At 52.2% G+C, this 26,313-nt stretch carries 18 protein-coding genes and 1 riboswitch; of the genes, 8 read left to right on the top strand and 10 right to left on the bottom strand.

Features of this window, described 5'->3' with window-relative positions:
- Positions 1-97: 97 nt before the first annotated feature.
- Positions 98-2,845, top strand: a complete 2,748-nt coding sequence (locus A3842_RS03770) for an O-antigen ligase family protein (protein WP_074100489.1) — start codon at positions 98-100, stop codon at positions 2,843-2,845.
- A 129-nt stretch (positions 2,846-2,974) separates the two neighbouring features.
- Here A3842_RS03770 and galU read toward each other — a convergent pair whose 3' ends face one another.
- From galU to A3842_RS03745, 5 genes are all read right to left on the bottom strand, one after another.
- Positions 2,975-3,862 carry a UTP--glucose-1-phosphate uridylyltransferase GalU gene (galU, locus tag A3842_RS03765; protein ID WP_074100488.1) on the bottom strand — a complete coding sequence of 296 codons (888 nt, stop codon included), beginning with the start codon at positions 3,860-3,862 and terminating at the stop codon, positions 2,975-2,977.
- Positions 3,863-4,133: 271 nt separating this feature from the next.
- Positions 4,134-6,653, bottom strand: coding sequence for a U32 family peptidase (locus A3842_RS03760; RefSeq protein ID WP_074087228.1), 2,520 nt, complete (start codon positions 6,651-6,653; stop codon positions 4,134-4,136).
- Positions 6,654-6,852: 199 nt separating this feature from the next.
- Positions 6,853-8,823 carry a stalk domain-containing protein gene (locus A3842_RS03755; protein ID WP_178382286.1) on the bottom strand — a complete coding sequence of 657 codons (1,971 nt, stop codon included), beginning with the start codon at positions 8,821-8,823 and terminating at the stop codon, positions 6,853-6,855.
- Positions 8,798-9,973 carry a S1C family serine protease gene (locus tag A3842_RS03750; RefSeq protein ID WP_371915979.1) on the bottom strand — a complete coding sequence of 392 codons (1,176 nt, stop codon included), beginning with the start codon at positions 9,971-9,973 and terminating at the stop codon, positions 8,798-8,800. Before A3842_RS03750 ends, A3842_RS03755 begins: the two co-directional genes overlap by 26 nt.
- A 149-nt stretch (positions 9,974-10,122) precedes the next feature.
- Complete coding sequence (locus A3842_RS03745; RefSeq protein ID WP_074087233.1) at positions 10,123-10,332, bottom strand: hypothetical protein; 210 nt, start codon at positions 10,330-10,332, stop codon at positions 10,123-10,125.
- A 436-nt stretch (positions 10,333-10,768) separates the two neighbouring features.
- Here A3842_RS03745 and A3842_RS03740 point away from each other — a divergent pair, with 436 nt between their 5' ends.
- Positions 10,769-12,418: a nitrite/sulfite reductase gene (locus A3842_RS03740; RefSeq protein ID WP_074100485.1), complete on the top strand. Its 1,650-nt coding sequence runs from the start codon at positions 10,769-10,771 to the stop codon at positions 12,416-12,418.
- A 6-nt stretch (positions 12,419-12,424) separates the two neighbouring features.
- Positions 12,425-12,661 (top strand): DUF3977 family protein, encoded by a 237-nt coding sequence (locus A3842_RS03735; protein WP_074100484.1) that lies wholly within the window; start codon positions 12,425-12,427, stop codon positions 12,659-12,661.
- A gap of 102 nt (positions 12,662-12,763) precedes the next feature.
- Here A3842_RS03735 and uvrA read toward each other — a convergent pair whose 3' ends face one another.
- The 3 genes from uvrA to uvrB form a co-directional block, all read right to left on the bottom strand.
- Positions 12,764-15,637, bottom strand: coding sequence for an excinuclease ABC subunit UvrA (uvrA, locus tag A3842_RS03730; RefSeq protein ID WP_074100483.1), 2,874 nt, complete (start codon positions 15,635-15,637; stop codon positions 12,764-12,766).
- 153 nt (positions 15,638-15,790) lie between these two features.
- Positions 15,791-16,279 carry a collagen-like domain-containing protein gene (locus A3842_RS31825; RefSeq protein WP_178382285.1) on the bottom strand — a complete coding sequence of 163 codons (489 nt, stop codon included), beginning with the start codon at positions 16,277-16,279 and terminating at the stop codon, positions 15,791-15,793.
- A gap of 91 nt (positions 16,280-16,370) precedes the next feature.
- On the bottom strand, positions 16,371-18,362 hold the full coding sequence (gene uvrB, locus A3842_RS03725) for an excinuclease ABC subunit UvrB (protein WP_074100482.1): 1,992 nt from the start codon (positions 18,360-18,362) through the stop codon (positions 16,371-16,373).
- A gap of 180 nt (positions 18,363-18,542) precedes the next feature.
- Here uvrB and A3842_RS03720 point away from each other — a divergent pair, with 180 nt between their 5' ends.
- Complete coding sequence (locus A3842_RS03720) at positions 18,543-19,328, top strand: flagellar motor protein (RefSeq protein ID WP_074100481.1); 786 nt, start codon at positions 18,543-18,545, stop codon at positions 19,326-19,328.
- Complete coding sequence (locus A3842_RS03715) at positions 19,325-20,188, top strand: flagellar motor protein MotB (RefSeq protein ID WP_074100480.1); 864 nt, start codon at positions 19,325-19,327, stop codon at positions 20,186-20,188. Before A3842_RS03720 ends, A3842_RS03715 begins: the two co-directional genes overlap by 4 nt.
- Before the next feature lie 280 nt (positions 20,189-20,468).
- Here A3842_RS03715 and gcvH read toward each other — a convergent pair whose 3' ends face one another.
- Positions 20,469-20,861, bottom strand: a complete 393-nt coding sequence (gene gcvH, locus A3842_RS03710) for a glycine cleavage system protein GcvH (RefSeq protein ID WP_074100479.1) — start codon at positions 20,859-20,861, stop codon at positions 20,469-20,471.
- 184 nt (positions 20,862-21,045) lie between these two features.
- A riboswitch (glycine riboswitch) is annotated at positions 21,046-21,141 on the top strand.
- Between the two features lie 185 nt (positions 21,142-21,326).
- Between gcvH and gcvT the strand changes: the two genes are divergently transcribed.
- From gcvT to gcvPB, 3 genes are read left to right on the top strand one after another with little or no spacing between them, the layout of a single operon-like run.
- Entirely contained in the window at positions 21,327-22,451 is a 1,125-nt protein-coding gene (gcvT, locus tag A3842_RS03705) for a glycine cleavage system aminomethyltransferase GcvT (RefSeq protein ID WP_074100478.1), read from the top strand.
- A complete protein-coding gene (gene gcvPA, locus A3842_RS03700) occupies positions 22,448-23,800 on the top strand; it encodes an aminomethyl-transferring glycine dehydrogenase subunit GcvPA (RefSeq protein ID WP_074087242.1) in 1,353 nt (450 codons plus the stop codon). The genes gcvT and gcvPA overlap by 4 nt, the downstream gene beginning before the upstream one ends.
- Positions 23,797-25,257: an aminomethyl-transferring glycine dehydrogenase subunit GcvPB gene (gene gcvPB / locus A3842_RS03695; RefSeq protein ID WP_074087243.1), complete on the top strand. Its 1,461-nt coding sequence runs from the start codon at positions 23,797-23,799 to the stop codon at positions 25,255-25,257. The genes gcvPA and gcvPB overlap by 4 nt, the downstream gene beginning before the upstream one ends.
- Before the next feature lie 86 nt (positions 25,258-25,343).
- Here gcvPB and A3842_RS03690 read toward each other — a convergent pair whose 3' ends face one another.
- Entirely contained in the window at positions 25,344-26,147 is an 804-nt protein-coding gene (locus A3842_RS03690; RefSeq protein WP_074087244.1) for a helix-turn-helix transcriptional regulator, read from the bottom strand.
- Positions 26,148-26,313: the final 166 nt, after the last annotated feature.

Below are 26,313 nucleotides of genomic sequence, written 5' to 3'. Positions count from 1 at the left end.
ATCATATTGTCCCTCTTATTCAAAAGATATTTAGTAGTAATAGAAGTTATCATTATGCTAAAATATTGACGTACCTACAGGAAAAGGAGATTAAAACGTGTCGAAACCAGTATACGGTAAAAATGCAGCTCAGTCGAGAAATGTTGAAAAGATATCCAGCCCGGTGTGGGCATTGGTTGTTGCTTTCATTATGTTTTTGGTATGGACCCCATTTCAGGTAGGATTGTTTAATGGGCAGCAGATCGACTTTGAAAAGCCGATTTATGTGTCTTCCTTACTCAGCGGTCTTTTGCTGCTGGTCTGGATGGGCTTGTTCTATAAGAAGTTCAAGCTGGAGGAACAACGCGACTTGCTGGTTGTGGCTTCGCTGCTGCTTCCTATAACGTATGCCCTGTCATTGTTTGTCGCTGTTTCGCATTATATGGCGATGAATATCCTCTTTGTTCAGAGTATGTATATTGCAGTCTTCATTATAGCGTTATATCTGCTCAAGCAAAAGCAACTAAATGTTGTCATTCAAAATGCTATACTGGCTATTTCTTATTTTATTGTAGGTTTTGGTCTGCTAAATTGGCTGGGCAGCTGGAAATTAGCCGGAGGTTTGGTGGGGTGGTTCTCCGATACTGTACGCGGAGGCAAATATCTGGATGCGGTAATGACGGACTCCAATGGCCTGCGGTTGACCTCGATTTTCCAATATGCGAATACATACGCGGCTTTTCTGATGGCATTTCTATTTGTGGCTGTCTTCGCGTTGGTTCGATCCAAGAAGTGGTATGGAACGCTAACGCATGGATTCATGCTCGTTCCTATCATTATTTCATTGCTGCTGACCTTGTCCCGCGGGGGATTAGTGATGCTGCCTGTGGTCTTCATTCTTCTGCTACTGTCCCTGAAGCCTGCAAAGCAGATTCTCTGGATTATTCATCTTGCTATTGCCGGCATTGCCTCGCTTGCCATTGCGGGCCCGATGACCAATCTTGGGACGGAACTGAATACAGCTTTCACTTCTGCTGCAGCATTAAAGGGCTGGGCATATCTGCTTGGGGCCTCCGCTGTGGTCGCCGTACTTGGCTGGGCCATTCAGCAGTATCTCTCTCCTTGGCTGCAGAACAAGCTCGGCGGCTGGGAATCACGCAAGCTTTCAAGTCTGTGGCTGCCGCTCCTCTCCGTTGTACTGGTTGCGGTTGTTGCCTTCCTGTTGATCGGTACAAGCGTACGCACCGTACTTCCTGCCAACATGGAAACACGTCTGGAGAACATCAACTTCAAGCAGCACAGTGTACTTGAACGTATTACTTTTTATAAGGATGCCGTAAAAGTTATTAAGGATTATCCGATACTTGGAGCAGGGGGCGGGGGCTGGACTTCGCTGTATGAGCACTATCAGAACAACCCGTATACAAGCCGCCAGGTGCATAACTTCTTCCTGCAATATCTGATTGAGGTAGGTATTGTCGGATTTATCGTGTTCATGGGTTTTATCGGCTATATTTTCTACAAATACATTCGTGGATATCTTAAACGGGATAAAAATGAATTTGAGAATGGATTCTTTTTCTATATTATTGCTTTATCGATTCTTCTCCACAGCTTTCTAGATTTCAATCTCAGCTATGCTTTTATGGGCATTCTGATATTCATCGGTCTTGCCGGAATGGGCGTTGCCATGGACAGCAAACCGCTGCGCCGGAATTGGAATACAACTGGGTTACGCTATGGTTACCTTGCAGCCCTGGCTATCGGTACAGCCTTTATGCTCTTCCTGTCGATTAGCGCCATTAGCTCCAGCAGCTCAGCCATGAAGGCCAAGGAGTTGATGGGTGTAAGTCAATCATATGAGGAGCTCAAGGCACCTCTGGTAGCAACGTTAAAGGATCGTCCATACCATCCGGAAGCAGCGGCATACCTCGCCTCTATGGACCAGCAGGTGTATGGCCAAACTCAGGATCAGCAGTACTTGAACGAATCGTTCACCGTGATCAACCGTGCGCTTAAGGATGAGCCTTATAACAAGAAGCTGCTCCAGCTATTGGCTACATCGTATGAATTGAAAGGCCAAAGCGAGCTCTCCTTCGCTGTCTATCGGGACAACGCAGATAAGTTTAACTGGGATATTGAATGGTATGATGCTCTGATCAGCCGCTCCCAGACGCTGGCAAGTGCCGCAAATGCCAAAAAAGACGAAGCTAAGAAGCAGGAGTACCTAACTGCAGGACTTGATGCATATAAGCATGTAACGGATGGTGTGGAGCATCTGAAAACTCTGCCTCCTGAGCAGATGCAGGGACGTCCATTCTCGGTAACACCGACGATTGCTCTGAATGTGGCAAAAATGCAGCAGATCGCAGGACAAAACGAGGAAGCCACGGCAACCCTAAAGCTTGGGCTTGGGGATCATTATGCGGATGTTGTGAACAGCGCAACCCTTTGGGATACGAACTGGTACAGTTCGCTTATTGCCCGCTCTTATGAGCTGGCTCAGCAGGCTTTCACCCAGCAGGATGCTGACGGTAAAGTTATGTATCTGAATGTCGGGATTAATGCTTACAACCAGTTACAAGCCGACTTGCAGGTCCAGTCACTCCCTGTCACTCCTGCAATTGCACTCAATGCGGGCAGAATCCAGTTGATGGCAGGTCAAGTTCAAGCGGCCTCCAATACCTTGAAGCTTGGCCTGTCCGAAGATTATAAGGATGCAGCCAACCGCGAGATTGCCCGTTGGTACTTGGCCGCTTTAAAGAAGGCAAATGCTGCTCAAGATCAGCCAGTCTTTGACAAGCTGATTGCCGCAGATCCAGCAGAAGCCGCTCAGATCGATGCCATTGTAAATACGCAGTACTAAGGGAAATGAGATTGTAAATCAAAGAGCGCCCCACTGACTGAGTTCAGTGAGGCGCTCTTTTTGGATTGATTAATAATTAGTTAGAGATGAATCCGGGGGCCAGGGTCAAAAAAATGCTATCGGTAGCCTTTACTTCGCTATTTTCTGTGCTTCGCTGTCAATCACTGCTTTGAGGTAGTCGAGCAGACCTTCCTTGAGCTCTTCATGCTGAAGCGCATAGTGGATGGTGGTCTGGATGAAGCCCATTTTCTCGCCGACGTCATGGCGTTTGCCTTCAAAATCATAAGCAATAATGCGCTCCACTTCGCTCAAGCGGGAGATGGCGTCGGTCAGCTGGATTTCTCCGCCTACCCCTACCTGCTGCTCGCCAAGCATGTCAAAGATACGCGGAGTCAGGATATACCGCCCCAGAATGGCGAGGTTGGACGGGGCCTCCTCTCTCTTGGGCTTCTCCACCAGTCGGTTTGCTTTGAAGACCCGATCAGCCAATTCCGTACCATCCACCAGACCATAACGGGAAACCTCTTCCCATGGCACAGGTTGAACGCCTACGATGGAGGATTTGTATTGTTCGTAAATTTCAATCATCTGCTTCAGGCAGGGCTTGTCCGCTTCGACAATATCATCCCCAAGAAGAACAGCAAATGGCTCATTGCCGATAAATTTACGGGCACACCAGATAGCATGCCCGAGACCTCTGGGTTCCTTTTGACGAATGTAGTGGATGTCGGCCATTTCGGAGGATTTGCGCACAGACTCCAGCAGCTCCCACTTTTGCTTCTCGGCCAGATTGAATTCCAGCTCAAATGAATTGTCGAAATGGTCTTCGATCGCTCGTTTGCCTTTCCCCGTTACAATAATGATATCCTCAATGCCGGAAGCAACCGCTTCCTCAACAATGTATTGGATGGTTGGTTTGTCTACAATCGGCAGCATTTCTTTGGGCATGGCTTTGGTCGCCGGCAGAAAACGGGTGCCAAGACCGGCTGCGGGAATAATAGCTTTACGGATCTTCATGACAGGACTCCTTCTATGATCTTCTCTAATTTCCATTTCATTGCTAAAGGGAAAATGGCATATTTGCTTTAATTATAGCAGTTATGGGTGTGTTTTGGCAGGGATGTTATTGAGGCCGCAAGGGATATGTATTAAAAAAGGGCCAGTGCGCTAAGAGCTTATCTACAAGCTCCTAACTACACTGACCCTGGGATTTATTGGGGCGAAATGCAGGCACTATACAAACAGAACCTGCGTTGTTGCTAATCGAACACCGCCCGAACGATCCGGCTTACTTCGCGTTCACCAATTGACCGCGCGTAACTCCAAGCTGGTTGGTAGCCTTGAGACTCTTCCATACCTGTGTCCCGGAAATCTCTCCGCGCAGCGCACGGCTATAGAGGCTGAGGACCTCAGCAACCTGCTCCGGCGTTTCTTCCAGAAACTCGACACGGAAGGAGTTCACACCGAGCTCACGGAAATTGTTCAGATATTCCGCTCCAGACTGCTCCACTGCGTTGTAGACTGTATTACGGCACCCCTCATCTACACGAACAGGGTGGGCCATCCCGATGCGGTCCTGCAGGGAAGCTCGCTGTTCCTCGCAGGGGCGGCCGCAGTTCGTATAATCCGTGCCTTCGCTCATGAAGGTGCAGTACACACAGTGCTCGGTATGGAACATCGGCAGATGCTGATGGATCACGACCTCCATTCGCGAAGTATCGCTGTGTTCCAGCAGATCAACCATCTGCTGGATGTTCAGGTCGTAGGACGGTGTTACTGCGTCGCAGCCTGCGTTCAGGAACAGATCTACCGCTTTGTGATTGGCGATATTCAGGGAGAAATCGCCGATCAGGCGCGGATGTACGGCATCCGGCTGCTCCATGCGGCGCTTCAAGTAGTAATAGAGCGCTCCGGTATTGCGCACCAGGACAGCATCCGGCTGCAAACGCAGGATGTTGGCATGGTAACCGTTCTCGCCTGGCATATGAATGCGTGGCGTAGCCAGCGCAATACTGGCTCCCGCAGCCCGTACAGCGTCCACCGCTGCCGGGAACTGCTTGATGAATTCGAAGTCGGCGTAGATGTTCGTTACGCCGGCTTCGAGGGCAGCCTGCACCTGCGGCAGGCTGCGGCACAGCACGGTGAGCTCCGCTTCACCGTGCGGACCTGCGGCGCCCCTGCGGGAAGCGCCGCCGTAGACCTCTACCTCCCGTTTCACGTAGACGGGAGGTTTCGGGCGCTCGCCCGCAAGCAGCTCCACCGCCTGGCGGCGGATGCTGTTGAGCTCGCGCATAGGCACGATCACGTCGCCTTCCAGGTGCGACTCCATAGCCTCCAGCTGGAATACGGTCCCGCCCAGGCGGCCGAATTGCTCTTCCAGGAGGGCGGCATCCATCGGACGCTTCTGCGCGGCTTCCAGCAGAAGCTCCGAATCCACGCGGACCGTCACGTTCTTCTGAACGTCGGTCCACCAGGTGGCAAGCGGCTCACCCGCCCGCCCCTCTACCTTCACATGCACCGGGAAGACCCGGTAAGGCTTCTCGGTTTCGTAGGTCTGACGCAGCGCCTTGTCCAGCGCAGGGTCATTCGTCTTCCAGATGCGGTCGCCGACATGGAGGCGGCGCAGATCCACGTCATTGCGTCCTGGCACGATATCAATGATCCAGCCTTCCCCGGCTTCGCCTTCCAGCTTCACGCCTTTGCGGCGCAGATCGTAGACGCGTCCGCCTTCTTCTTTCTTCGTCGGATCGCCGGCGTCAAAAACAATGCCATCCCCACGCTTCAGCGGTGCATGAATGCGGCACACTACACCATCACGCAGAATCTGCTCTACGGTCCCCATATAGACGCCGCGGCTTTTCGGGAAGGTGCCGTCCACAAGCTTTTTATTGTTTGTGCCTTCCAGGAAGCCATGCGTGAAGCCGCGGGAGAAGCTCTGCTGCAGCTCACGGATATCTTCCTTGGAGGTCGGTGACCAGTTCCCTTCAAAATACCGGTCAATTGCCTTACGATATTTACCTACCACATTAGCTACATATTCCGGACTTTTGAGGCGGCCTTCGATTTTGAAGGAGGTGACTCCTGCCTCGATCAGCTCCGGCATCAGATCAATCGCTGCCAGATCCTTAGGTGACAGCAGATAAGTGACATCGCCCATCGGCTTGATCTCGCCATCCACCATCAGGTCATACGGCAGACGGCAGGCCTGAGCGCATTCCCCGCGGTTAGCGGAGCGTCCGCCCCACATTTCCGAGGTCAGGCACTGGCCGGAATAGGATACGCACAGCGCCCCATGTACAAAAACTTCCATGGGCAGGCGGGCCTGCTCCCCGATCGTACGGATTTGCTTCAGGTTATTCTCGCGGCCGAGCACTACGCGCTCCAGCCCCCAAGGCTTGGTGAACTCCACCGCCTCCGGTGAAGTAATCGTCATTTGCGTAGAGCCATGGATCGGGAAGTCCGGGGAGATCTCGCGGATCATTTTGACCAGCCCTAGATCCTGCACGATTACTGCGTCCACACCCGCATCTACACAAGCATCAATCAGTTCCTTAGCGTCAGGCAGCTCATTCTCAAATACCAGTATGTTAAAGGTCAGGAACCCCTTCACACCATAGCTGTGCAGGAATGCCATAATCTCCGGCAGCTCGTCCATGCGGAAGTTGTTCGCTCTCGCCCGTGCATTAAACTTTTCTACGCCAAAAAAGACAGCGTCCGCCCCATTCGCCACCGCCGCACGCATGCAGTCCCAGTCACCCGCCGGAGCCAGTAGCTCCACGTCTTCTCTGCGTATTCCTTGCTCGTTCATTTATATCCTCCCAAACCGCCTTACCGGCGGGTCATTTAAAGCTTTTTAACCTGTTAATTGTATCAAACATCACACCAGTTCGCCATTGATTTGCCAAGATTTATAGGGATATGGTTAATTAAAAAAAAGAACGCCCCAACCTGCCAAGAATGGCAATAGGACGTTCTTAGTCAGACCACGTAATTACATTAGTAATCCCCTACTCCCCACCCTCCGCTATGTGGAAGGACTTCAGCGTTGTATCGAGAGCTGCTTGCTGGGCAGGCGTCGAGTTGGCGTCATTCACGTTTATGGTGAGGGTGTAGACCAGATCATTTTTACCAAAAACCACTTGCTTCATATGTCCAGGGATACCGCCCCTAGTCTGGCGGACCGTCAGCAGCGTGGCCGGGACTCCCGCAAACGTAATCTCCTCCATGCTGATTAGCTGAGGGCCTTTGGGATCATTTTTACTGTTCTTGTAGTAACTTTGCAGCAAGCCTACCGCATAATCGACGGAACCCTCAGGGGTAGCATTGATCTGGAAGCGTCCGCCGGTGAACCGGTATTCTACGGTCTGACTCTCAAAAACATCCTGATAAGGTATCCACAGCCGTGGAATATCTATGCTATAGCCGTAGGTCTTGGAGCTTTTGGTTACAGCCTGGCTGCGGAGCGCTATGTAATCATCGGTCTCCAGCCTGCCAAAGTTCTCCTTGATTCTGGAAAAATCAATATCAATAGAGCTTAAGATCGTCTTAAATTGAGCCTTATCCTCATCCTGCCCTGCTGCTGCCAAATATTCGACGTAGTAGCGGTAGCCGGATTTTTGCAAAAGGATCTGATACTCTGTACTCCAGCCGCTGCCCGGATTCAGATCCGTTTCCTTCACGCGCACAGGCTCACCGGAGACCACGGCCTCTATATCCTTCTGCATGGTATATGCACCCGGCATAAAGGTATCACTAACCTGTGAATCCAGATCTTTGCTCCAGCTCTCCAGTGTAGACCCGGTTGGCGCTGAAGAAACCTTTACAAGCAGATGGCTTCCCTTGTTACTCTCGTAATACAGGTGTTGATCATCCATAGTCCAACCTGCAGGAACCTGTAGAGTTATTCCGTAATCGTCGTTGTATCCTTCGCGCAGACCGTTTTTGACCGTTGAGAGGTCGCGGATACTTTTGTCGCCGGCATTAAATGAAGGGATAAATGAGTTCAACAGTGAAGCGTATGGATTCAGATCCTTGTAATTCCCTGCATTATCGTCAGTCAGGTAGAGCTCGTATAATTTTCCGTTACTGTAATATTGACGTCCTTCCCACAGAGCACCGCTGGAATCCTTACTGACAATTCGGGCGTAGGGAACCTCCGCATTCGGAAAAACCACCCGGTCCAGAATCGTCTCCCCGCCTTCTTCTGCCGCACGAACCAGTCTCTCCAGCAATTCATCGGGATCTGCCGCTATTTCCAGCGGTGAAACGTGAACCTCCAGATAATACAGATTCTCTGTATTTGTAAAAGTCGCTACACTTTCATTGCCTCCGCTGTCACCGACCACCAGACCGGATGGATAGTTCATGCTCCACCCATAGTAGCTGTTGCCTATCCGTGTTTTGCCGACATCACTGTCGATTCCACTGCTCCCCGGCGTTTCTTCATCAACCTCTGATGGCGAGAGCGTGATCAGCAGTCCACCACCGCTGCCAGGAGAAACCCGTGCTCCCAGAACTCCGGCCACAAAGCGCATCGGTACGAGCAGTGTTCCCGAAACCATACGCGGGGCTACGGGCAGCGTGATCTTGACCCCGTCTTTCCATGCAGTTGTACTGCCGATGGTCATGGCCCCGGTATGGGGCCCGTACATCACCTTAACCACATTGTCCGCTTCAAGGGAGACTGTGCTGCCGAAAGCTTTTTTGAATATACCCAGCGGCACGAGCACCGTTCCGTTAACCTCGATGGGCTTTTGAATCACAACCTTCTCACCGTTTACGGTTGCGGTAGTGCTACCGACCTTGAGATTCAGCTGCAGCTGCTTCTGCTCCGCTGCCTGCGCCTGCTGGAGTGGCAGACCTGCCAGCAGCATCAACACAGCCAGCAACGCGCACATCCCGCACCGCATCATTCTGCTTTTTGTCATCCGTCGTACCTCCACTGGCAGCCCGCTATTCTTCTGTCTGTGCTTCAGCATCTCCATCACCTCCCCCCCCCTCTCCTCCGGTCAGCGGGTCACCCTGACCAAGCACCAGCTTACGGGTCACAATATCCCCGTCACTTTGCATCAGCAGCTTCACTGCTGCACCCGGTTTATAACTCTTGAACCACTCATTGATGTCCACCAGTGAAGTAACACGATGTCCGTCAATCGCATACAGCACATCGCCTGTAGTAATTCCTGCCTGTTCTGCTTCTGCAGATACGACCTTGGTTACAGTCAGCGGGTCCTGTGCAGGCAGCCCAACAATCGCGGACCAGCTCTCCTCAAGCTCCAGGCCCAGGCTGGGACGTTTTACCTCACCATATTTAAACAACTGGTTCATGATGTACTGAACGGTATCCGCCGGAATGGAAAATCCCATATTTTCCACACCAACCGCAGCGTATTTCAGACTGTTCACCCCCAGCACTTCCCCTTTCATACTGACCAGTGGACCGCCGCTGTTCCCGGGGTTAATAGCCGTATCACTTTGAATCAGACGATAGGCGGCATCGACGGCCCGGTTCAGTCCGCTGACCACACCCACTGTAGCCGAATTCCGCAGCGAAAAGGAAATAGGGGTCCCGATAGCAATCACCTTTTCCCCCACCTGGAGCTTGCTTGATGCACTGGCAAACCTGGCGGGCTTCAGAGATTTGGCATTAATTTTGATTAGCGCCAGGTCACTGACTTCATCGATATAGGATGTTGTGATGTTGTAGCTTTTAGCGTCTGACGTGACCACTACCGCGTTCTGCAAGTCTTTTATGACATGCGCATTGGTTATAATCCAGCCGTCCGCTTTGACTATAATTCCCGAGCCATGGGTCAGATTGTACCGGTCATCCGGTCCGCTGCTGCGGTCGCCGGAATATTTGCCGATAATGCCCACCACAGAGGGGGACACCTCTTTTATAATCTGCGGCACCGCGTCATCTGTCATCACCACATTCTTTTTGCCGGCAGCTGTTGCGGTTCCTACTTGATTGAAAGCCCCAACCCTGAAGTCCTTGGCTCCAGCCTGACTACTGTCTTGAATTACCGCTGCAAGTGCTGAATGGGCACCGCTCCCCGTACCGGACAGCAGCACTCCGCACAGTAGCAAGCCTAGACTCTTTCTATACTTTCGTTTCCCCCACCACATCCGTCTTCACCGGCCCTCTCTGTATCTATGAATTGCTGAAATCTAATGGATATACCCTTTAGTAATGATAAAAAGACGCCTTCAGCAGCGCCAGTGGCGGTTAAAGGTGTCTTCCTAGAATATAATGCTCTGTAATTGTCACTTGTGTACTAACTTATCCAGTTCATCACCATTGCATAGTCCGAAACCACGAACACCAACAGACTCACCACTCCAAAAGCAATAGCGAATTTGTTCTTCTGAGGTGCCCGTAGCAGCCGAATCACTCCAATGAAGATCAGAACGGTGAACAAAATCATAAATACATCGAAGGTATGAAATTTAGACGGTCCTTGCGCGGCAGCTTCAGCAAGCAGCATGGCATTACCTCCCCAAGAGTATTGTCAAGCTAGTTCATCTATTCCATATCTCCTTCTATGTTATCGCTACCATTTCAGTGACGCAATAGAAAATCCTTAAAAAATTATGTAATTGTCACAAAAAATTTTTTTCTCCGGGAAAATATACTGCACATCAGCAATTTAGATCACAGAAGTAGCTGTTGTGCACTCTTTGTCAAAGAACTCAGCTTATATCTATTTATTCAACGAATATACCCCTCTTTGAATCTTACGACGGACATGCCCTAGGTATGCCTATTTGAACTATCAGCAAGTCCTTATTTATTGATAAACAATCGTTATACTGTTGTGCTACAACCCTCACTGCCGGATGACTCCAGGCTATGTTACCATCGGGCTTATAATCTTAGGGCTTCTTGATTCATCCGATACATCACCAGAAAGGAAGTTAGATATGGCTTACGAACCGATATGGAATGCTGCTCCCGAGAAACTGAGCAAATTCGAATTCGTCAAACTGCAGAAGGACGGCCTGGATGTGATCCGCACCATTATTGAAAAATATGCCCTGGAGGGCTACAGCTCCATCCCGGCCGATGATATGGATCTGTTCAAATGGGCCGGGGTATATCAGCAAAAGCCGCGGGATGGCCATTTCATGATGCGCGTGCGGATCAACACCGGTATTATGACTTCAGGCCAAGCCAGAGCACTGGCTGAAATCAGCAGATTGTACGGACGGAACCTGGTTGATGTGACTACACGCCAAGCCATCCAGTTCCACTGGCTTACTGTCGAGAATCTGCCGGATATCTTCAAGCGTCTCGAAGCCGCCGGACTGTATTCCTTCGAAGCTTGCGGCGACTGTCCGCGGACAATTGTTGGCAACCCGCTGGCAGGGATCGACAAGGATGAGCTGTTTGATACGGCAGATATAGTAGAGCAACTGAATGACTTTTTTATGCTGAACCGTGACTTCTCCAACCTGCCCCGCAAATTCAAAATCTCTGTGTCTGCTAACAAGTACAATAACGCACAAGCGGAAATTAATGATTTGGCCTATACACCTGCGCTAAAAGTCATCGATGGTGTTGAAACTCTGGGGTTCCATCTGATGGTTGGCGGCGGACTGTCAGCCAAACCACATCTGGCGCAAAAGCTTGATGTCTTTGTTAAGCCTGAAGAGGCACTGAAGGTAGCTGCCGGTGTTATCACACTGTTCCGGGATTACGGCTACCGGGAGAAACGTCATCACGCCCGTCTGAAATTTCTTGTCGCCGATTGGGGCGCGGAGAAATTCAAAGAAAAACTGATTGAAGCCGTAGGCGAGCTGCCCACGCGCGGCGAGGACCAGACGATTGGCTGGCAAGCCGCTTATTTTGACGGAGTCCATCCACAGGTTCAGGAAGGTCTCAGTTATGTTGGCTTGAATGTTCCCGTCGGCCGGATGAACAGCGATGAGCTGGATCAGTTAGCTGAGCTTGCGGATCAGTACGGTGAAGGCAAGCTCCGCACCACGATGTCACAGAACATCATCATCAGCGGGGTTCCGAATGAGAAGCTCAGCGCTCTTCTGGAAGCCCCAGTGCTGCAGCGGCTGTCGCCATCAGCCAAACCCTTCATCAGCCGCACAGTCGCCTGCACGGGCAATGAATTCTGCAACCTGGCCCTCGTCGAGACCAAACAGAGAGCTGTCAGTATCGCTGCCTATCTGGATGAGCATATCCGGCTTGATGAGAAGCTGCGCATTCACTTCATCGGCTGCCCCAATGCCTGCGGACAAAAGCAGGTTGCCGATATCGGCCTGCAGGGCACGCTGATCAAGACACCGGACGGCATGACCGATGCGTTCGATATTGCTGTTGGCGGAACGCTTGGCTGCGGAGACCGTGGACCTGCAGCTGAATTCGCCCGGCCGTTGAAGGGCCGCGTACAGGCTGAACGGGTGGGACCCGTTCTGGAGCAGCTCATTTCCTTCTACACAGAACAGCGTCAAGAACAGGAGAATTTCCATGCGTTTACGGGACGCGTAGGCGTGTCTGCACTTCAGGAAAAGCTTACCGCTATTTTGGAATCCGAACCTGTAACTACGTCCAAGGAGTAATGTCTTCTGAAATATATTGAGTTCGGTGTTGGCAACAGATGGCTACTTAGAACGGAAACGGAACGGACTGATGGCACAGAGATCGAAGAAAAGGGAGTTGTGCACCCTATCAAATTCCACTCATTGTATATTAGAGTATGGATAAGAAAGACCGTATGGATTATGGATTTCAGAGAGGGCTTCAAGCGTTCAAGAAAAACGCGCAATGCCTTCAAAATCATCATCGGGATCAGCAGTCAATAAATAGTTTGCATTTATGTAAAAGGGCCGTGGTGCATTCCTCGGCCCTTTCTTGTTTTCGGCTACAAGCCAGATACGCCTCTGCCCTGCTTCGAATCTTACCGGTTATATGTTATCTGAGGTCTGCAGCTCGAGAGCTTTGGTTCGCTCGGTGTCACGGAGTAATACTGGTTTCAGGTACCTGCCAGTGTAGGACTCCTCCACTTTGATGATCTTCTCCGGTGTTCCTGTAGCAAGAACAGTCCCCCCGCCACTACCGCCTTCTGGGCCCATATCAATGATATAGTCTGCGGTCTTGATCACATCGAGGTTATGCTCAATAACGAGCACGGATTCACCAGAGTCTACCAGACGATGCAGCACCTCAAGCAGACGGCCTATGTCATCTACATGCAGTCCCGTTGTCGGTTCATCCAGAATGTATAATGTCTTGCCGGTACTGCGACGGTATAGCTCGGAGGCCAGTTTCACGCGCTGTGCCTCACCGCCGGACAAGGTGGTTCCCGGCTGACCAATATTGATGTACCCTAGCCCAACATCCAGCAGGGTCTGCATTTTACGGTGAATCTTCGGGATATTCTTAAAGAATTCTGTTGCATCTTCTACGGTCATTTCCAGTACATCGGAGATGCTTTTGCCTTTATACTTCACTTCCAGCGTCTCACGGTTGTAACGTTTACCCTTGCATATTTCGCAGGGAACATAAACATCCGGCAGGAAGTGCATCTCAATCTTAATAATGCCATCCCCACGGCACGCCTCACAGCGTCCACCTTTGACATTGAAGCTGAACCGGCCTTTCTGAAAGCCGCGCACCTTGGCTTCGTTCGTCTTGGAGAACAAATCACGAATATCATCGAAGACGCCCGTATAGGTTGCCGGATTGGAACGCGGTGTACGTCCGATTGGCGACTGGTCAATTTCAATGACTTTGTCCAGATTTTCCAGCCCGCGGATTTCTTTGTGCTGACCCGGCCGCACCTTGACAGCCTTATTCAGCTGACGCGCCAGACTCTTATAGAGAATCTCATTAATAAGTGAAGACTTGCCCGAACCCGAAACCCCGGTTACAGCCGTGAAAACACCAAGTGGAATTTTGACGTTCACATTCTTCAGGTTGTTCTCTTTGGCCCCGCGGATTTCAATCCAGCGATCATCTGTAGCGCGCCGATTGGAGGTAACCGGAATGAACTTGCGTCCGCTTAAGTACTCCCCGGTCAGGGAATTCGGATCATTCATAATCTCCTGAGGTGTGCCTTGTGCCATGACCTGCCCCCCATGAATACCCGCACCCGGACCAATATCAATAATATAGTCGGCAGCCATCATCGTATCTTCATCATGTTCAACCACAATCAGGGTATTGCCTAAATCGCGCATATGCCCAAGTGTTGAGATGAGGCGATCATTGTCCCGCTGATGCAGACCAATACTCGGTTCATCGAGGATATACAGCACGCCCATCAGACTGGAGCCGATCTGGGTTGCCAGCCTGATCCGCTGCGCTTCACCGCCGGAGAGCGAGCCCGCTGCACGGCTGAGCGTCAAATAGTTCAAACCTACGTTGACCAGGAAGCCGAGGCGGCTGCTGATTTCTTTGAGAATCAGGTTGGCAATGGCTGTTTCCTTCTCACTCAGAGCAATGTTGTCGAAAAATTCAAGGCAATCTCCAATCGACAGATCGGTAACATCCGCAACATTCCGTTCGTTGACCGTTACGGCGAGAATTTCCTTCTTCAATCTTTTGCCTTTGCACACATGGCAAGGCTTGGCACTCATGAAGCCTTCAATGAACTCACGAATGCCATCGGAAGACGTCTCCCGGTATCGCCGCTCCAGATTGGGAATAATCCCTTCGAAGACGACAAGCGTGTCCTTCCGCTGGCCAAAGTCATTCTCATAACGGAAGCGGATCTTCTCGCTCCCCCTTCCGTTCAGCAGCTTCTGCATATGTTCTGGTGACAGACTGTTTACCGGCACATTTTGCGGGATGTTGAAATGCTCGCAAACCGACTTCAGAAATTGCGGGTAATAGTTCGATGTGTTGCCGGTCCAGGCCAAAAAGGCGCCTTCTTCAATGCTCTTCTCTTGATCAGGAATTAAAAGATCCGGGTCGACAACCATCTTCACACCAAGCCCATCACATTCCGGGCAAGCCCCGAAGGGGCTGTTGAAAGAGAACATCCGCGGCGCTAGTTCCTCGATACTGAACCCGCAGATCGGACAGGCAAAGTTCGAGCTGAACAACAGCTCCTCCTGGCCAATGATATCAACCAGAATTTGCCCGCCGGACAGTTTCAGCGCGGTCTCCAGCGAATCCGTCAGCCGGGTCTGTACATCATCCTTAATGACGATCCGGTCCACCACGACCTCAATCGTATGCTTCTTATTCTTCTCCAGCACGATATCCTCAGTAACCTCACGCAGTTCACCGTTCACGCGCACACGGACAAAGCCCTGCTTCGAGATGTCGCTGAACAGTCCCTTATGTTCACCTTTGCGCCCTGAGATTACCGGTGCCAGAATCTGCAGCCGGGTCTTCTCGGGATACTGCATAATCCGGTCTACCATCTGTTCCACGGTCTGGGAAGTAATTTCGATGCCATGATCCGGACAATGAGGATGTCCTACCCGGGCAAACAGCAGCCGGAGATAGTCATAAATCTCCGTAACTGTACCTACAGTAGAACGCGGGTTGCGGCTTGTTGTCTTCTGGTCAATGGAAATCGCCGGGGATAACCCGTCAATAGAATCAACATCCGGCTTCTCCATCTGACCAAGGAACTGTCGTGCATACGCTGACAGGGATTCCACATAACGGCGCTGTCCTTCTGCGTAGATTGTATCGAATGCAAGCGACGATTTGCCGGAGCCGCTAAGTCCCGTCAGCACGACGAAGCGGTCACGCGGAATCGTTACGTCAATGTTCTTGAGATTGTGCGCTCGGGCACCCTTAATTACAATATTTTCATTCGCCAACGGTATAACCTCCTAGATATCAAGCCTATTACAAAGCTATATCAAAATATTTTCGATCCCTCCCAAACCCTCCCTTAGCCAAGGGAGGGCCCCAAGGGTTGCACCCTCTGGACACCCGCAATGTTGCTGACGAAGGAGGGAGGACGGATGGGTTTAGCTGATGTGGACTGAAGAGCGCTTGTCCCTAACGGGACCGCTGGACTGTTGGCGCTTCAGGGACAACTGCTGTCCCTTCGGGATACGCAGACTGCGAACTGCGGGCTGTCCCTTCGGGATACGCAGACTGCGAACTGCGGGCTGTCCCTTCGGGATACGCAGACTGCGAACTGCGGGCTGTCCCTTCGGGATACGCAGACTGCGAACTGCGGGCTGTCCCTTCGGGATGCGCAGACTGCGAACTGCAGGCTGTCCCTTCGGGATACGCAAACTGCGAACTGCGGGCTGTCCCTTCGGGATGCGCAGACTGCAAACTGCGGGCTGTCCCTTCGGGATGCGCAGACTGCGAACTGCAGGCTGTCCCTTCGGGATACGCAAACTGCGAACTGCAGGCTGTCCCTTCGGGATGCGCACACTGCAAACTGCAGGCTGTCCCTTCGGGATGCGCACACTGCGAACTGCAGGCTGTCCCTTCGGGATGCGCAAGGGCCTAGAGCAATTTATCCAAAAGGAACGGCCATATGCAGCGCCGTTCCTGTACTTTACTGTGCAAAACAAGTTTGCATAAGTCACTACCTCACTCTGCCCGAAGCTCCAGCAGAGCGTCGCGCAGCTCTGCGGCACGCTCAAATTGCAGGTTCTTGGCGGCATCCTTCATCTCGGCCTCCAGACGCTGAAGCAGACTTTGGCGATCCTTCTTGCTCATCTTGCCGCCCACGCCGGTGAGATACTCGGCCTTGGACTCAGCAACCTTAGTGGCCTCGATAATTTCGCGCACTTTCTTGTTGATCGTTGTGGGTGTGATTCCATGCTTTTCGTTGTAGGCAATCTGCGTTTCCCGGCGGCGCTGGGTTTCGAACATAGCCTTTTCCATCGAGTCTGTGATACGGTCACCGTACATGATTACACGGCCATTGGAGTTACGGGCCGCACGGCCGATGGTCTGAATGAGTGAACGCTCGGAACGCAGGAAACCCTCCTTGTCGGCATCAAGAATCGCAACGAGGGATACCTCCGGCAAATCCAGGCCTTCCCGCAATAGATTGATCCCCACGAGAACATGGAAGGCGCCTAACCGGAGATCACGCAGAATCGCCATACGCTCCAGCGTCTTAATGTCAGAGTGCATGTAGCGGACCTTAATGCCGATTTCCTTGAAATAATCAGTCAGGTCCTCGGACATTTTCTTGGTCAGAGTCGTAACCAGTACACGCTCGTCACGTTCCACCCGGTCACGGATTTCACTGATCAGATCATCAATCTGCCCCTCTGTCGGACGAACCTCGATAATCGGGTCCAAAAGACCCGTAGGCCGGATAATCTGCTGAATCATCGTCTCGCAATGTTCAATTTCATAAGGGCCTGGTGTGGCGGATACATATACAATCTGATTCACCTTGTCTTCGAATTCTTCGAACTGCAGCGGCCGGTTGTCCAGCGCGGATGGCAGGCGAAAGCCATGCTCCACGAGAACTGTCTTGCGCGCGCGGTCACCGTTGTACATCGCCCGAATCTGCGGCAATGTCGCATGGGACTCGTCGATTACAATCAGCATATCGTCAGGAAAATAATCCATAAGTGTATAAGGGGTTGCTCCCGGCTCCCGGAAGGTGAGCGGTCCGGAATAGTTCTCGATCCCGGAACAGAAGCCGACTTCCTTCATCATCTCGATATCGTAACGGGTCCTCTGCTCCAGACGCTGGGCCTCCAGCAGTTTACCTGCATCCCGGAGCACAGCCAGCCGTTCTTCCAGCTCACGCTCAATATTGACCAGAGCCACACGCATGGTTTCTTCCTGGGTGACAAAGTGGGATGCCGGGAAAATAGCCACATGGTCGCGTTCTCCGATTAATTCTCCGGTCAACACATCAATTTCAGTAATCCGTTCCACCTCATCGCCGAACAGTTCTACACGGATGGCATGCTCACCCTGTGAGGCCGGGAAGATCTCCACCACATCACCGCGCACGCGAAAAGTGCCCCGCACAAAGTTAATGTCGTTGCGTTGGTACTGGATATCCACGAGCCGGCTCAGAATCTGATTCCGCGGCTTCTCCATACCCACACGCAGCGACAGCAGCAGGCTTCCGTATTCCTGAGGGGAACCGAGGCCGTAAATACAGGAAACACTGGCCACAATAATGACGTCACGCCGTTCGAACAAAGAACTGGTCGCAGAGTGGCGCAGCTTATCAATTTCTTCATTTATGCTGGAATCTTTCTCGATATAGGTGTCGGAGGAGGGAATGTACGCCTCTGGCTGGTAATAATCGTAGTAACTGACGAAGTAGTCTACCGAATTACTTGGAAAAAACTCCTTGAACTCACTCGCAAGCTGGGCAGCCAGCGTCTTGTTGTGCGCAATAACCAGCGTGGGCCGGTTCAGCTTGGAAATCATTTGTGCGATGGTAAAGGTCTTCCCTGTACCGGTCGCTCCCAGCAGCGTCTGGTGCTTCTTGCCCTGCCGGATGCCGTCCACTAACTCTTGTATGGCATGAGGCTGATCGCCCTGGGGTGTGTACTCGGACTCCAACTGAAAAGTCTGCGTACTGACGACAATATCATTCATTTGCCCGTCTCCCCTCTATCGTCTAAAATATATGAATATATTATAATTGTGGCCCTGATGATTCTCTCTCCATACGATCTGAAATATATGGAAGATAAGAATACTTGTTCCCGTTTATTATACAGTGTTGCCCAGATTCATGCAAACCATAATATATAGAAATTTAAGGAGCTTGAACTCATGGATATTACTTCAATTATTGGCTTGCTGGCTGGTCTAGCAGCACTCATCGGCGGCTTTTTCTGGGAAGGCGGAAGCCTGTCCGGCCTGCTGCAGTTAAATGCTGCACTCATTGTATTCGGAGGCACGCTTGCCGCCGTGCTGATCAGCTTCCCGGCCTCCAGACTGCGCTGCGTCCCAGCGGCGGTGCGGGTAGCTTTTGGCAAACATTCGGACACCATGGAAGAACAGGCAGAAGAGCTGATCTCCATGGCTACAATCACAAGACGCGGCGGTGTGCTGGCCCTGGAGAAAAGAGCCGAAGAGCATCCCGACCCCTTTACCAGTGAAGGACTCATGCTCATTGTTGACGGAACAGACCCCGAGCAGGTCCGGCAGATTCTGGAGCTGGAGATGGATGCTAAAGAGCTCAAATACGAAGGCTATGCCAAAATCTTTGAAGCCGCAGGCGGCTATGCGCCCACCATGGGCATCATCGGTACGGTTATGGGTCTGATCCGCGTGCTCAGCAGTCTAACCGATCCTTCTAACTTGGGAGCTTCCATCGCAGTTGCTTTTACAGCGACTCTATACGGTGTGGCCAGCGCTAATCTAATATTTTTACCCATTGCCTCCAAGATCAAATCCCGCAGCCAAAGTGAGCTGGGTACTATGGAAATGCTTATGGTAGGCATTCTTGCCCTGCAGAACGGGGATCATCCCCAGCTTGTGCGTAAAAAGCTCCGTTCCTTCTTGAACCGTTCCGCCAAGGAACACGGCAGCGATATTACCAGAGGTCCCTCATGAGACAGAGAAACCGCAGAAAGCCTCGCACAGATGGACGGGAGAACCGCGACCGGTGGATGATCACCTATGCGGATCTGATTACACTGCTGCTTATTTTCTTCGTGATTTTGTTTGCCATGAGCAGTTTGGATACACATAAATTCAACATCGTCACGAGCTCTTTATCGGACACTTTTAAAAGCGGAAATCCGGTATTAGATGGTGGAAATGGTGTTCTGGAGGGTCAAAAAGGGCTGCAATCCGCAGGAACGGGGAATGGGAAGAACGGGGGGAACGGAGACAGCGCGGATACAGGCCAGGAGCAAAAGAATGCGGCTACCGGCCCGACGGCCAGTCCGCCCCCTGCCGACCCGGAGCCTTCGGCGCGTGAGCAGGCCTTCCGCGAGCAAGAAGCCAAACTGGCTGCGCTCATGGGCGTCATCACCCAGTATGTCCAAGACAACCATCTGGGTGACCAGATTTTTGTGGCGGATAAACCGCAAGGTATTGCCATTACACTCAGTGACCGTTACCTGTTCGATGTAGGCAGAGCCGAGCTCAAAGCGCCCGCCCTCCCTGCGCTGCGTCAGCTGTCAGGACTATTCCGCGGCATTGGAGCAACAATCAGTATCGAAGGCCATACTGATAATATGCCGGTGTCTGCCGGTTCCCGTTATAACGACAACTGGGAATTATCCGGCGCCCGTGCCCTCTCGGTGCTGCGCTTCTTTTTGGATAAAGAGGGATTGAACCCGGATACGTTTCAATATGCCGGATATGCAGATACCCGTCCTGCTGTGAGCAATTCTACTCCAGAAGGACGGCAGAAAAACCGGCGCGTGGAGATTACGGTACTTCGGCAGCTCCAGGAAAAGGAGTAGCCTTACTAAGGCCTGCCATACGGCCGCGTACACGTTAACATTTCGCCCTGCTGTGCATAGTGTTCGCGGGTAATGCGGTCGCTCTACATCCTGTGTTTTGGAACATCGCACCGCAGTTGTCCCCCGGGCTATTCGAATTCCCTAATTAAAGACGGATTCCAATGTATAAGTACACATTAAAAATCACAAAAAAGACAGACCTCACACATTAGTAACACGAAATGCGATGTGAAGGCCTGTCTTTATTTTATATGCCGGAAATTAGTGTCCGTAGGTTATTCTATTCTTCAATCAACTTGCCATAAGCCGCTGCATCCAGGAGTCCAGACGCGACTTCGGCAAACTCCCCGGTGATTTCCAGTTCAAAAATCCATCCGCCGCTGTAAGGCTGATCGTTAATCAGCTCCGGGCTGGCTTCGAGTGCATCGTTGATTCTGGTCACTGTTCCCGATACCGGAGAATAGAGCTCAGATACCGTCTTGACGGATTCGATGCTGCCTACACTGTCGCCAGCCGAGAGGGCCGCACCCACTTCAGGAAACTCCACGAATACGATATCGCCAAGCAGATGCTGGGCATGGTCCGTAATTCCGACACGTACTGTGCGCCCTTCACCCTGCTGCGCCCATTCATGCTCTTCGCTGTACAACAGGTTGTCTAGCACTTCACTCATTCTTAAGCCGCCTCTTTTCCACATTTGGAGTTATAAAATTAGTTATAGACTAAGTTATTGCGCTGCTCAATGTCAATATAACTGACAGGAAAATAAAATTTGTCATCTTTTTGACGTTTTTTTGTTGACATCGGAGTTGTATACCCGCTTTAATGGAGTCAGTAGAAAACAATACGGTTTGCGAATGATGGCATAGGGAGAGACTGTCTCTGAGAAGACAGCGCCGAAGGAGTAAGCCCGGGAGGGTGAATCTCTCAGGCAAAAGGACCTTTGCCGGACGCATCTCTGGAGAGCTATCTGAAACCTGCCCGGCAGGGATTCGGATCACCAACGGGGAAACCTGCGCGCTGGTCAGCAGGGTAACTCTCAGGTACAAAGGACAGAGCGAAAGGCTTATATGCGGGTTGTGCATATTTGTCTTTTGCCTGTCCTTTTTCGCATGTAATCAGACAAGGGAGTGAGCCGATGGATGCTTTGAAAAGAACACCTTTTTACGACCTCTACTCCGCCTATGCGGAGTCCAGATGTATTGATTTCGGCGGCTGGGAGCTGCCGGTGCAATTCACGGGAATCGTGAAGGAGCATGAGGCTGTACGCCGGCAGGCCGGACTGTTCGATGTATCGCATATGGGCGAATTCATGGTCAGCGGCAACGGCTCGGAAGCCTTTCTGCAGCGGATGACCACCAATGATGTCAGCCGTCTTCAGGATGGCGGTGCGCAGTACACCCTGATGCTCTACCCAAGCGGTGGGGTAGTCGATGATCTTCTGGTCTACCGACTGGCCGAAGAGCGTTACATGCTGGTCGTCAATGCCTCCAATATCGACAAGGACTTCCAGTGGCTGCAGGAGCATCTCACAGATGAATTCAGCGGTGTGACGCTAAACAATGTCTCCGATGAAACGCTGCTGCTTGCGTTGCAAGGCCCTCTGGCTGAGACGATTCTGGCCGAAGTAACCTCAGCGCCCATTACGGAGCTTGCACCGTTTCATTTCATCGAGCGCGCTGTAGTCTGCGGCGTAGAGGTTCTGCTCTCCCGGACCGGATATACCGGTGAGGACGGTTTTGAACTGTACGCGCCACTGGATACGGCAGCTGTGCTGTGGAACGGCCTGCTTGCGGCAGGCGCTCCGCACGGTCTGACTCCCGCCGGACTCGGTGCACGCGATACGCTTCGTTTCGAAGCGAAGCTACCGCTGTACGGCCAAGAGCTGTCGGCGGACATTACACCGCTGGAAGCGGGAGTCCAGTTCTTTGTGAAGCTGGACAAAGCCAGCTTCATCGGCAAGGACGCACTGGTGAAGCAGAAGGAAGCCGGACTTCCCCGCCGCCTCGTGGGCCTGGAAATGATTGACCGCGGGATTCCGCGCTCGCATTATCCGGTCTATGCGGATGGTGTGAAGATCGGTGAGGTCACGACAGGCACACAGTCGCCAACGCTAAAACGCAATTTGGGTCTGGCCCTGCTAGACGCCGCCTATGCGGAGCTTGGAACAGAGTTATACGTGGAGATCCGCGGCAAACAGCTTAAGGCAGCCGTGGTCAAAGCGCCATTCTATAAAAAGAGCCAAGGAGTGAAGCCGCAATGAAGCACCGTTATCTGCCGATGACCGAGCAAGACCGCAAGGAGATGATGGAGGCTGTCGGGATTCAGTCCGTGGAGGAGCTGTTCGCCGACATCCCGCAGGCTGTCCGTTATCAGGGAACGATGCCGATGTCAGAAGCACTTGATGAATACGCGCTACTGCGCCATATGAAGGAGCTGTCCGACAAAAATGCCAGCTTCGACACTCACGCCAGCTTCCTCGGTGCTGGGCTCTATGACCATCATATCCCTGTTGTCATTAACCATGTGATTTCCCGCTCGGAGTTTTATACCGCCTATACCCCTTACCAGCCGGAGATCAGCCAAGGTGAGCTGCAGGCGATCTTCGAATTCCAGTCCTATATCTGCGAGCTGACCGGCATGAAAGTAGCGAATGCCAGTATGTACGACGGCGCGACCGCCTTCTCGGAAGCTGCGGTGCTTGCCGCCGGTGCGACAAAACGCAAAAAGCTGATCGTCTCCCGCACCGTCCATCCCGAAGCACGTCAGGTACTGCGTACCTCAGCGGGTGCATGGGGCCTGGATGTTGTGGAGATTGACTACACAAACGGAGTAACGGATCAGGCCAAGCTAGCCGCCGCAATTGACGGCGACACAGCAGCCGTGCTGGTACAGTCGCCGAACTTCTTCGGCGCCATTGAGGACCTTGGTGCGATGGAGCCGCTGATCCATGCCGTGAAAGGCCTGCTCGTGGTCAGTGCCAATCCGCTGGCGCTAGGCATTCTCGAAACGCCGGGCAAGCTTGGCGCAGACATTGTTGTCGGTGACGCCCAGCCGCTCGGCATTCCCGCTTCACTTGGTGGTCCTACCTGCGGCTTCTTCGCCGTAGCCGAACCCCTCATGCGCCGCATGCCGGGCCGGATCGTCGGCCAGACCGTTGACCGTAACGGCAAACGCGGTTTCGTGCTGACACTGCAGGCACGCGAGCAGCATATCCGCCGCGAAAAGGCCACTTCCAACATCTGCTCCAACCAGGCGCTGCTCGCACTGTGCGCTTCCGTCTACCTGTCCGTCATGGGCAAAGAAGGCATGCGCGAGGTTGGGGAGCTCAACATCCGCAAGAGCCATTATGCAGCCACCAAGCTGGGCGAATTAACGGGCGCAGCCTCAGCGTTCACGGCACCGTTCTTCAATGAATTTGTTCTGAAACTGCCAGAAGGCTCCAGCGTCAGCGAGATCAATTCCAGGCTATTGAAGGAAGGCTACCTCGGCGGCTATGATCTGGGCCGGGACTATCCTGAATTGAACGGACATATGCTGGTCGCTGTCACCGAGAAAAGAAGCAAAACGGAAATTGACCAATTCAAAGTGGCACTGGAGGGCTGTATATGAAACCGGAACAAAGTCTGATCTTTGAGCTTAGCCGTCCCGGCCGCACGGCCTATTCCCTGCCCGTGTGTGATGTTCCGCAGGAAGAGAGCATCGATGCCCTGATTCCCGCCGGACTGCTGAGAAGCGAGCCGGTAGTCTTGCCGGAAGTATCGGAAGTGGATGTCATCCGCCACTATACCGCCCTGTCCCGCCGCAACTTCGGCGTGGACAACGGCTTTTATCCGCTCGGCTCCTGCACAATGAAATACAATCCGAAGATCAATGAGGACGTTGCCCGCTTCCCGGGACTGGCCAAGATTCACCCTTACCAGCCGGAAGAGAGCATTCAGGGTGCCCTTGAACTGATGCATACTCTGCAAAAGGATCTGGCCGCCCTGACCGGCATGGATGCCGTGTCTCTGCAGCCAGCCGCCGGTGCCCATGGGGAATGGACCGGCCTGATGATGATCCGCGCCTACCATGAGAGCCGCGGCGAGACCCGCTCCAAGGTCATCGTGCCCGATTCCTCGCACGGCACCAATCCGGCCAGTGCCTCTGCAGCCGGCCTGGAAACGATAACGATCCCATCGGGCGATAAGGGGATGGTTGACCTTGAAGCGCTGAAAGCAGCTGTCGGCAGCGATACCGCAGCCCTGATGCTGACCAACCCGAGTACACTCGGATTGTTCGAAACGCAAATCATTGAAATCGCTCAGATCGTACACGAAGCGGGTGGCCTGCTCTATTACGACGGAGCGAACTCCAATGCGATTATGGGCATTACCCGTCCCGGCGATATGGGCTTCGACGTCGTGCATTTGAATCTGCACAAGACGATGAGCACCCCGCACGGCGGCGGTGGTCCGGGAGCCGGACCAGTCGGCGTGAAGGCGAAGCTGATTCCGTTCCTGCCACAGCCGACGGTGATCCAAAACGAAGACAGCAGCTACTCGCTGAACTTCGGCGGTCCGGAATCCATCGGACGCGTCAAAGCCTTTTACGGCAACTTCGGCATCCTGGTCCGTGCCTATGCCTATATCCGTACCTACGGGCCGGACGGCCTGCGTGAGGTTTCTGAGAATGCCGTGCTGAACGCCAACTATATGATGCACCGGCTCGCGCCGTATTTTGAAATCCCTTATCCGGGTATCTGCAAGCATGAGTTTGTCATGTCCGGCCGAAACCTTAAGCAGTACGGGGTACGGACACTGGATGTGGCTAAGCGGCTACTCGACTTCGGCTACCACCCGCCAACCGTGTATTTCCCGCTGACGGTAGAGGAATGTATGATGATCGAGCCAACCGAAACCGAAAGCAAAGAAACGCTCGACGGGTTCATCGAGACGATGATCCAAATCGTCAAGGAAGCCCAGGAAACGCCGGAGATCGTAATCAATGCTCCGCATACTACGGAGATCAGCCGTCTGGATGAGACCCAGGCTGCGCGCAAGCCGGTATTGAATTGTTCTTGCGGCTAAAGCTGCGCTCTATCAAACCCTGAACGCAAGGCGGCTAATCCCGAAGTCATTCCTGGCTTCGCGGATTAGCCGCCGCTTTTTTACGTTCATATAAGCTTTTTGGCAAAATGGGAGCGGTCATTTACATTCATTTTGATATAAATGCTCTTTACTACATTCCGTACAGAGCCCTCACTGATCCCCAGCGCGCTCGAGATATGCAGCGCACTTTTGTCCGCCAGCCATAGTGCAGCTACCTCCTTCTCTCTCGCAGTCAGCTTATATTCGCCAAACACCGTGTCCCGTCTGAACTTTTGCAGGCTTGCGTTGTTCACCATCCGTTTATACGCCACATTATCAGCCAATTGCTGCACGAACGGAATCGCAAAATCTATCTGCTGACCGGAATCAAAAGAAATATCCACATAACCATGCGTACCCCCGTCCAGAATCAAAGGCGCGCATACACAATTCCAGCTCTGGAAAGCAGCATCTGTATGCTCCTCTCCCCGCACCACCCCTATAAGGTTCATCTCCATAGCCAGTGAGACCGCATTCAGGCCTGAATACCGTTTGGAGAGATTGATGCCCGCACTCATACCTGCACGGTCCATGTTCTCCTGAAGGCTTCGTGAAGAGCAGATCAGATCGAGAATCCAGCCCTCTTCATCCGCCAGAAACACAACATAAGGAATGGGAATGAACTGGCTGATCGCCACCATCTCTTCCCGCATAGAAGAAACCATCGCTTCACTATATATCGCTTTGTTCTCTTTCACGCAAGAGACTACTGGAGACTGCAACGGGCTATATGTATCAGATGAATGATTATGGTGAAAAGACGCAGCTTGAGCTGCTGGAAGATCATCCGGCGAACACCACATTTTCATCTTGGAATTGAAGGTAGTCAACACAAACGCCTCCTCGGTTAATGTCGTTAGTGAATCCGGAATGATTGTGAATGTATTCACTAATAATAATGAATCTATATTTGTTATAGCAATATTTCCTAGCTCTCTTATAAACTTACAAGATAACTTAGCCTTGAATAACAGTAAATATATCATAGGATATTTA

The organism is Paenibacillus sp. P3E, from assembly GCF_001909045.1.
Classification (GTDB): Bacteria; Bacillota; Bacilli; order Paenibacillales; family Paenibacillaceae; genus Paenibacillus_AQ; species Paenibacillus_AQ helianthi.
The sequence above is the reverse complement of the archived record's forward strand: the minus strand, read 5'-3'. Positions and strand labels throughout refer to the sequence as shown.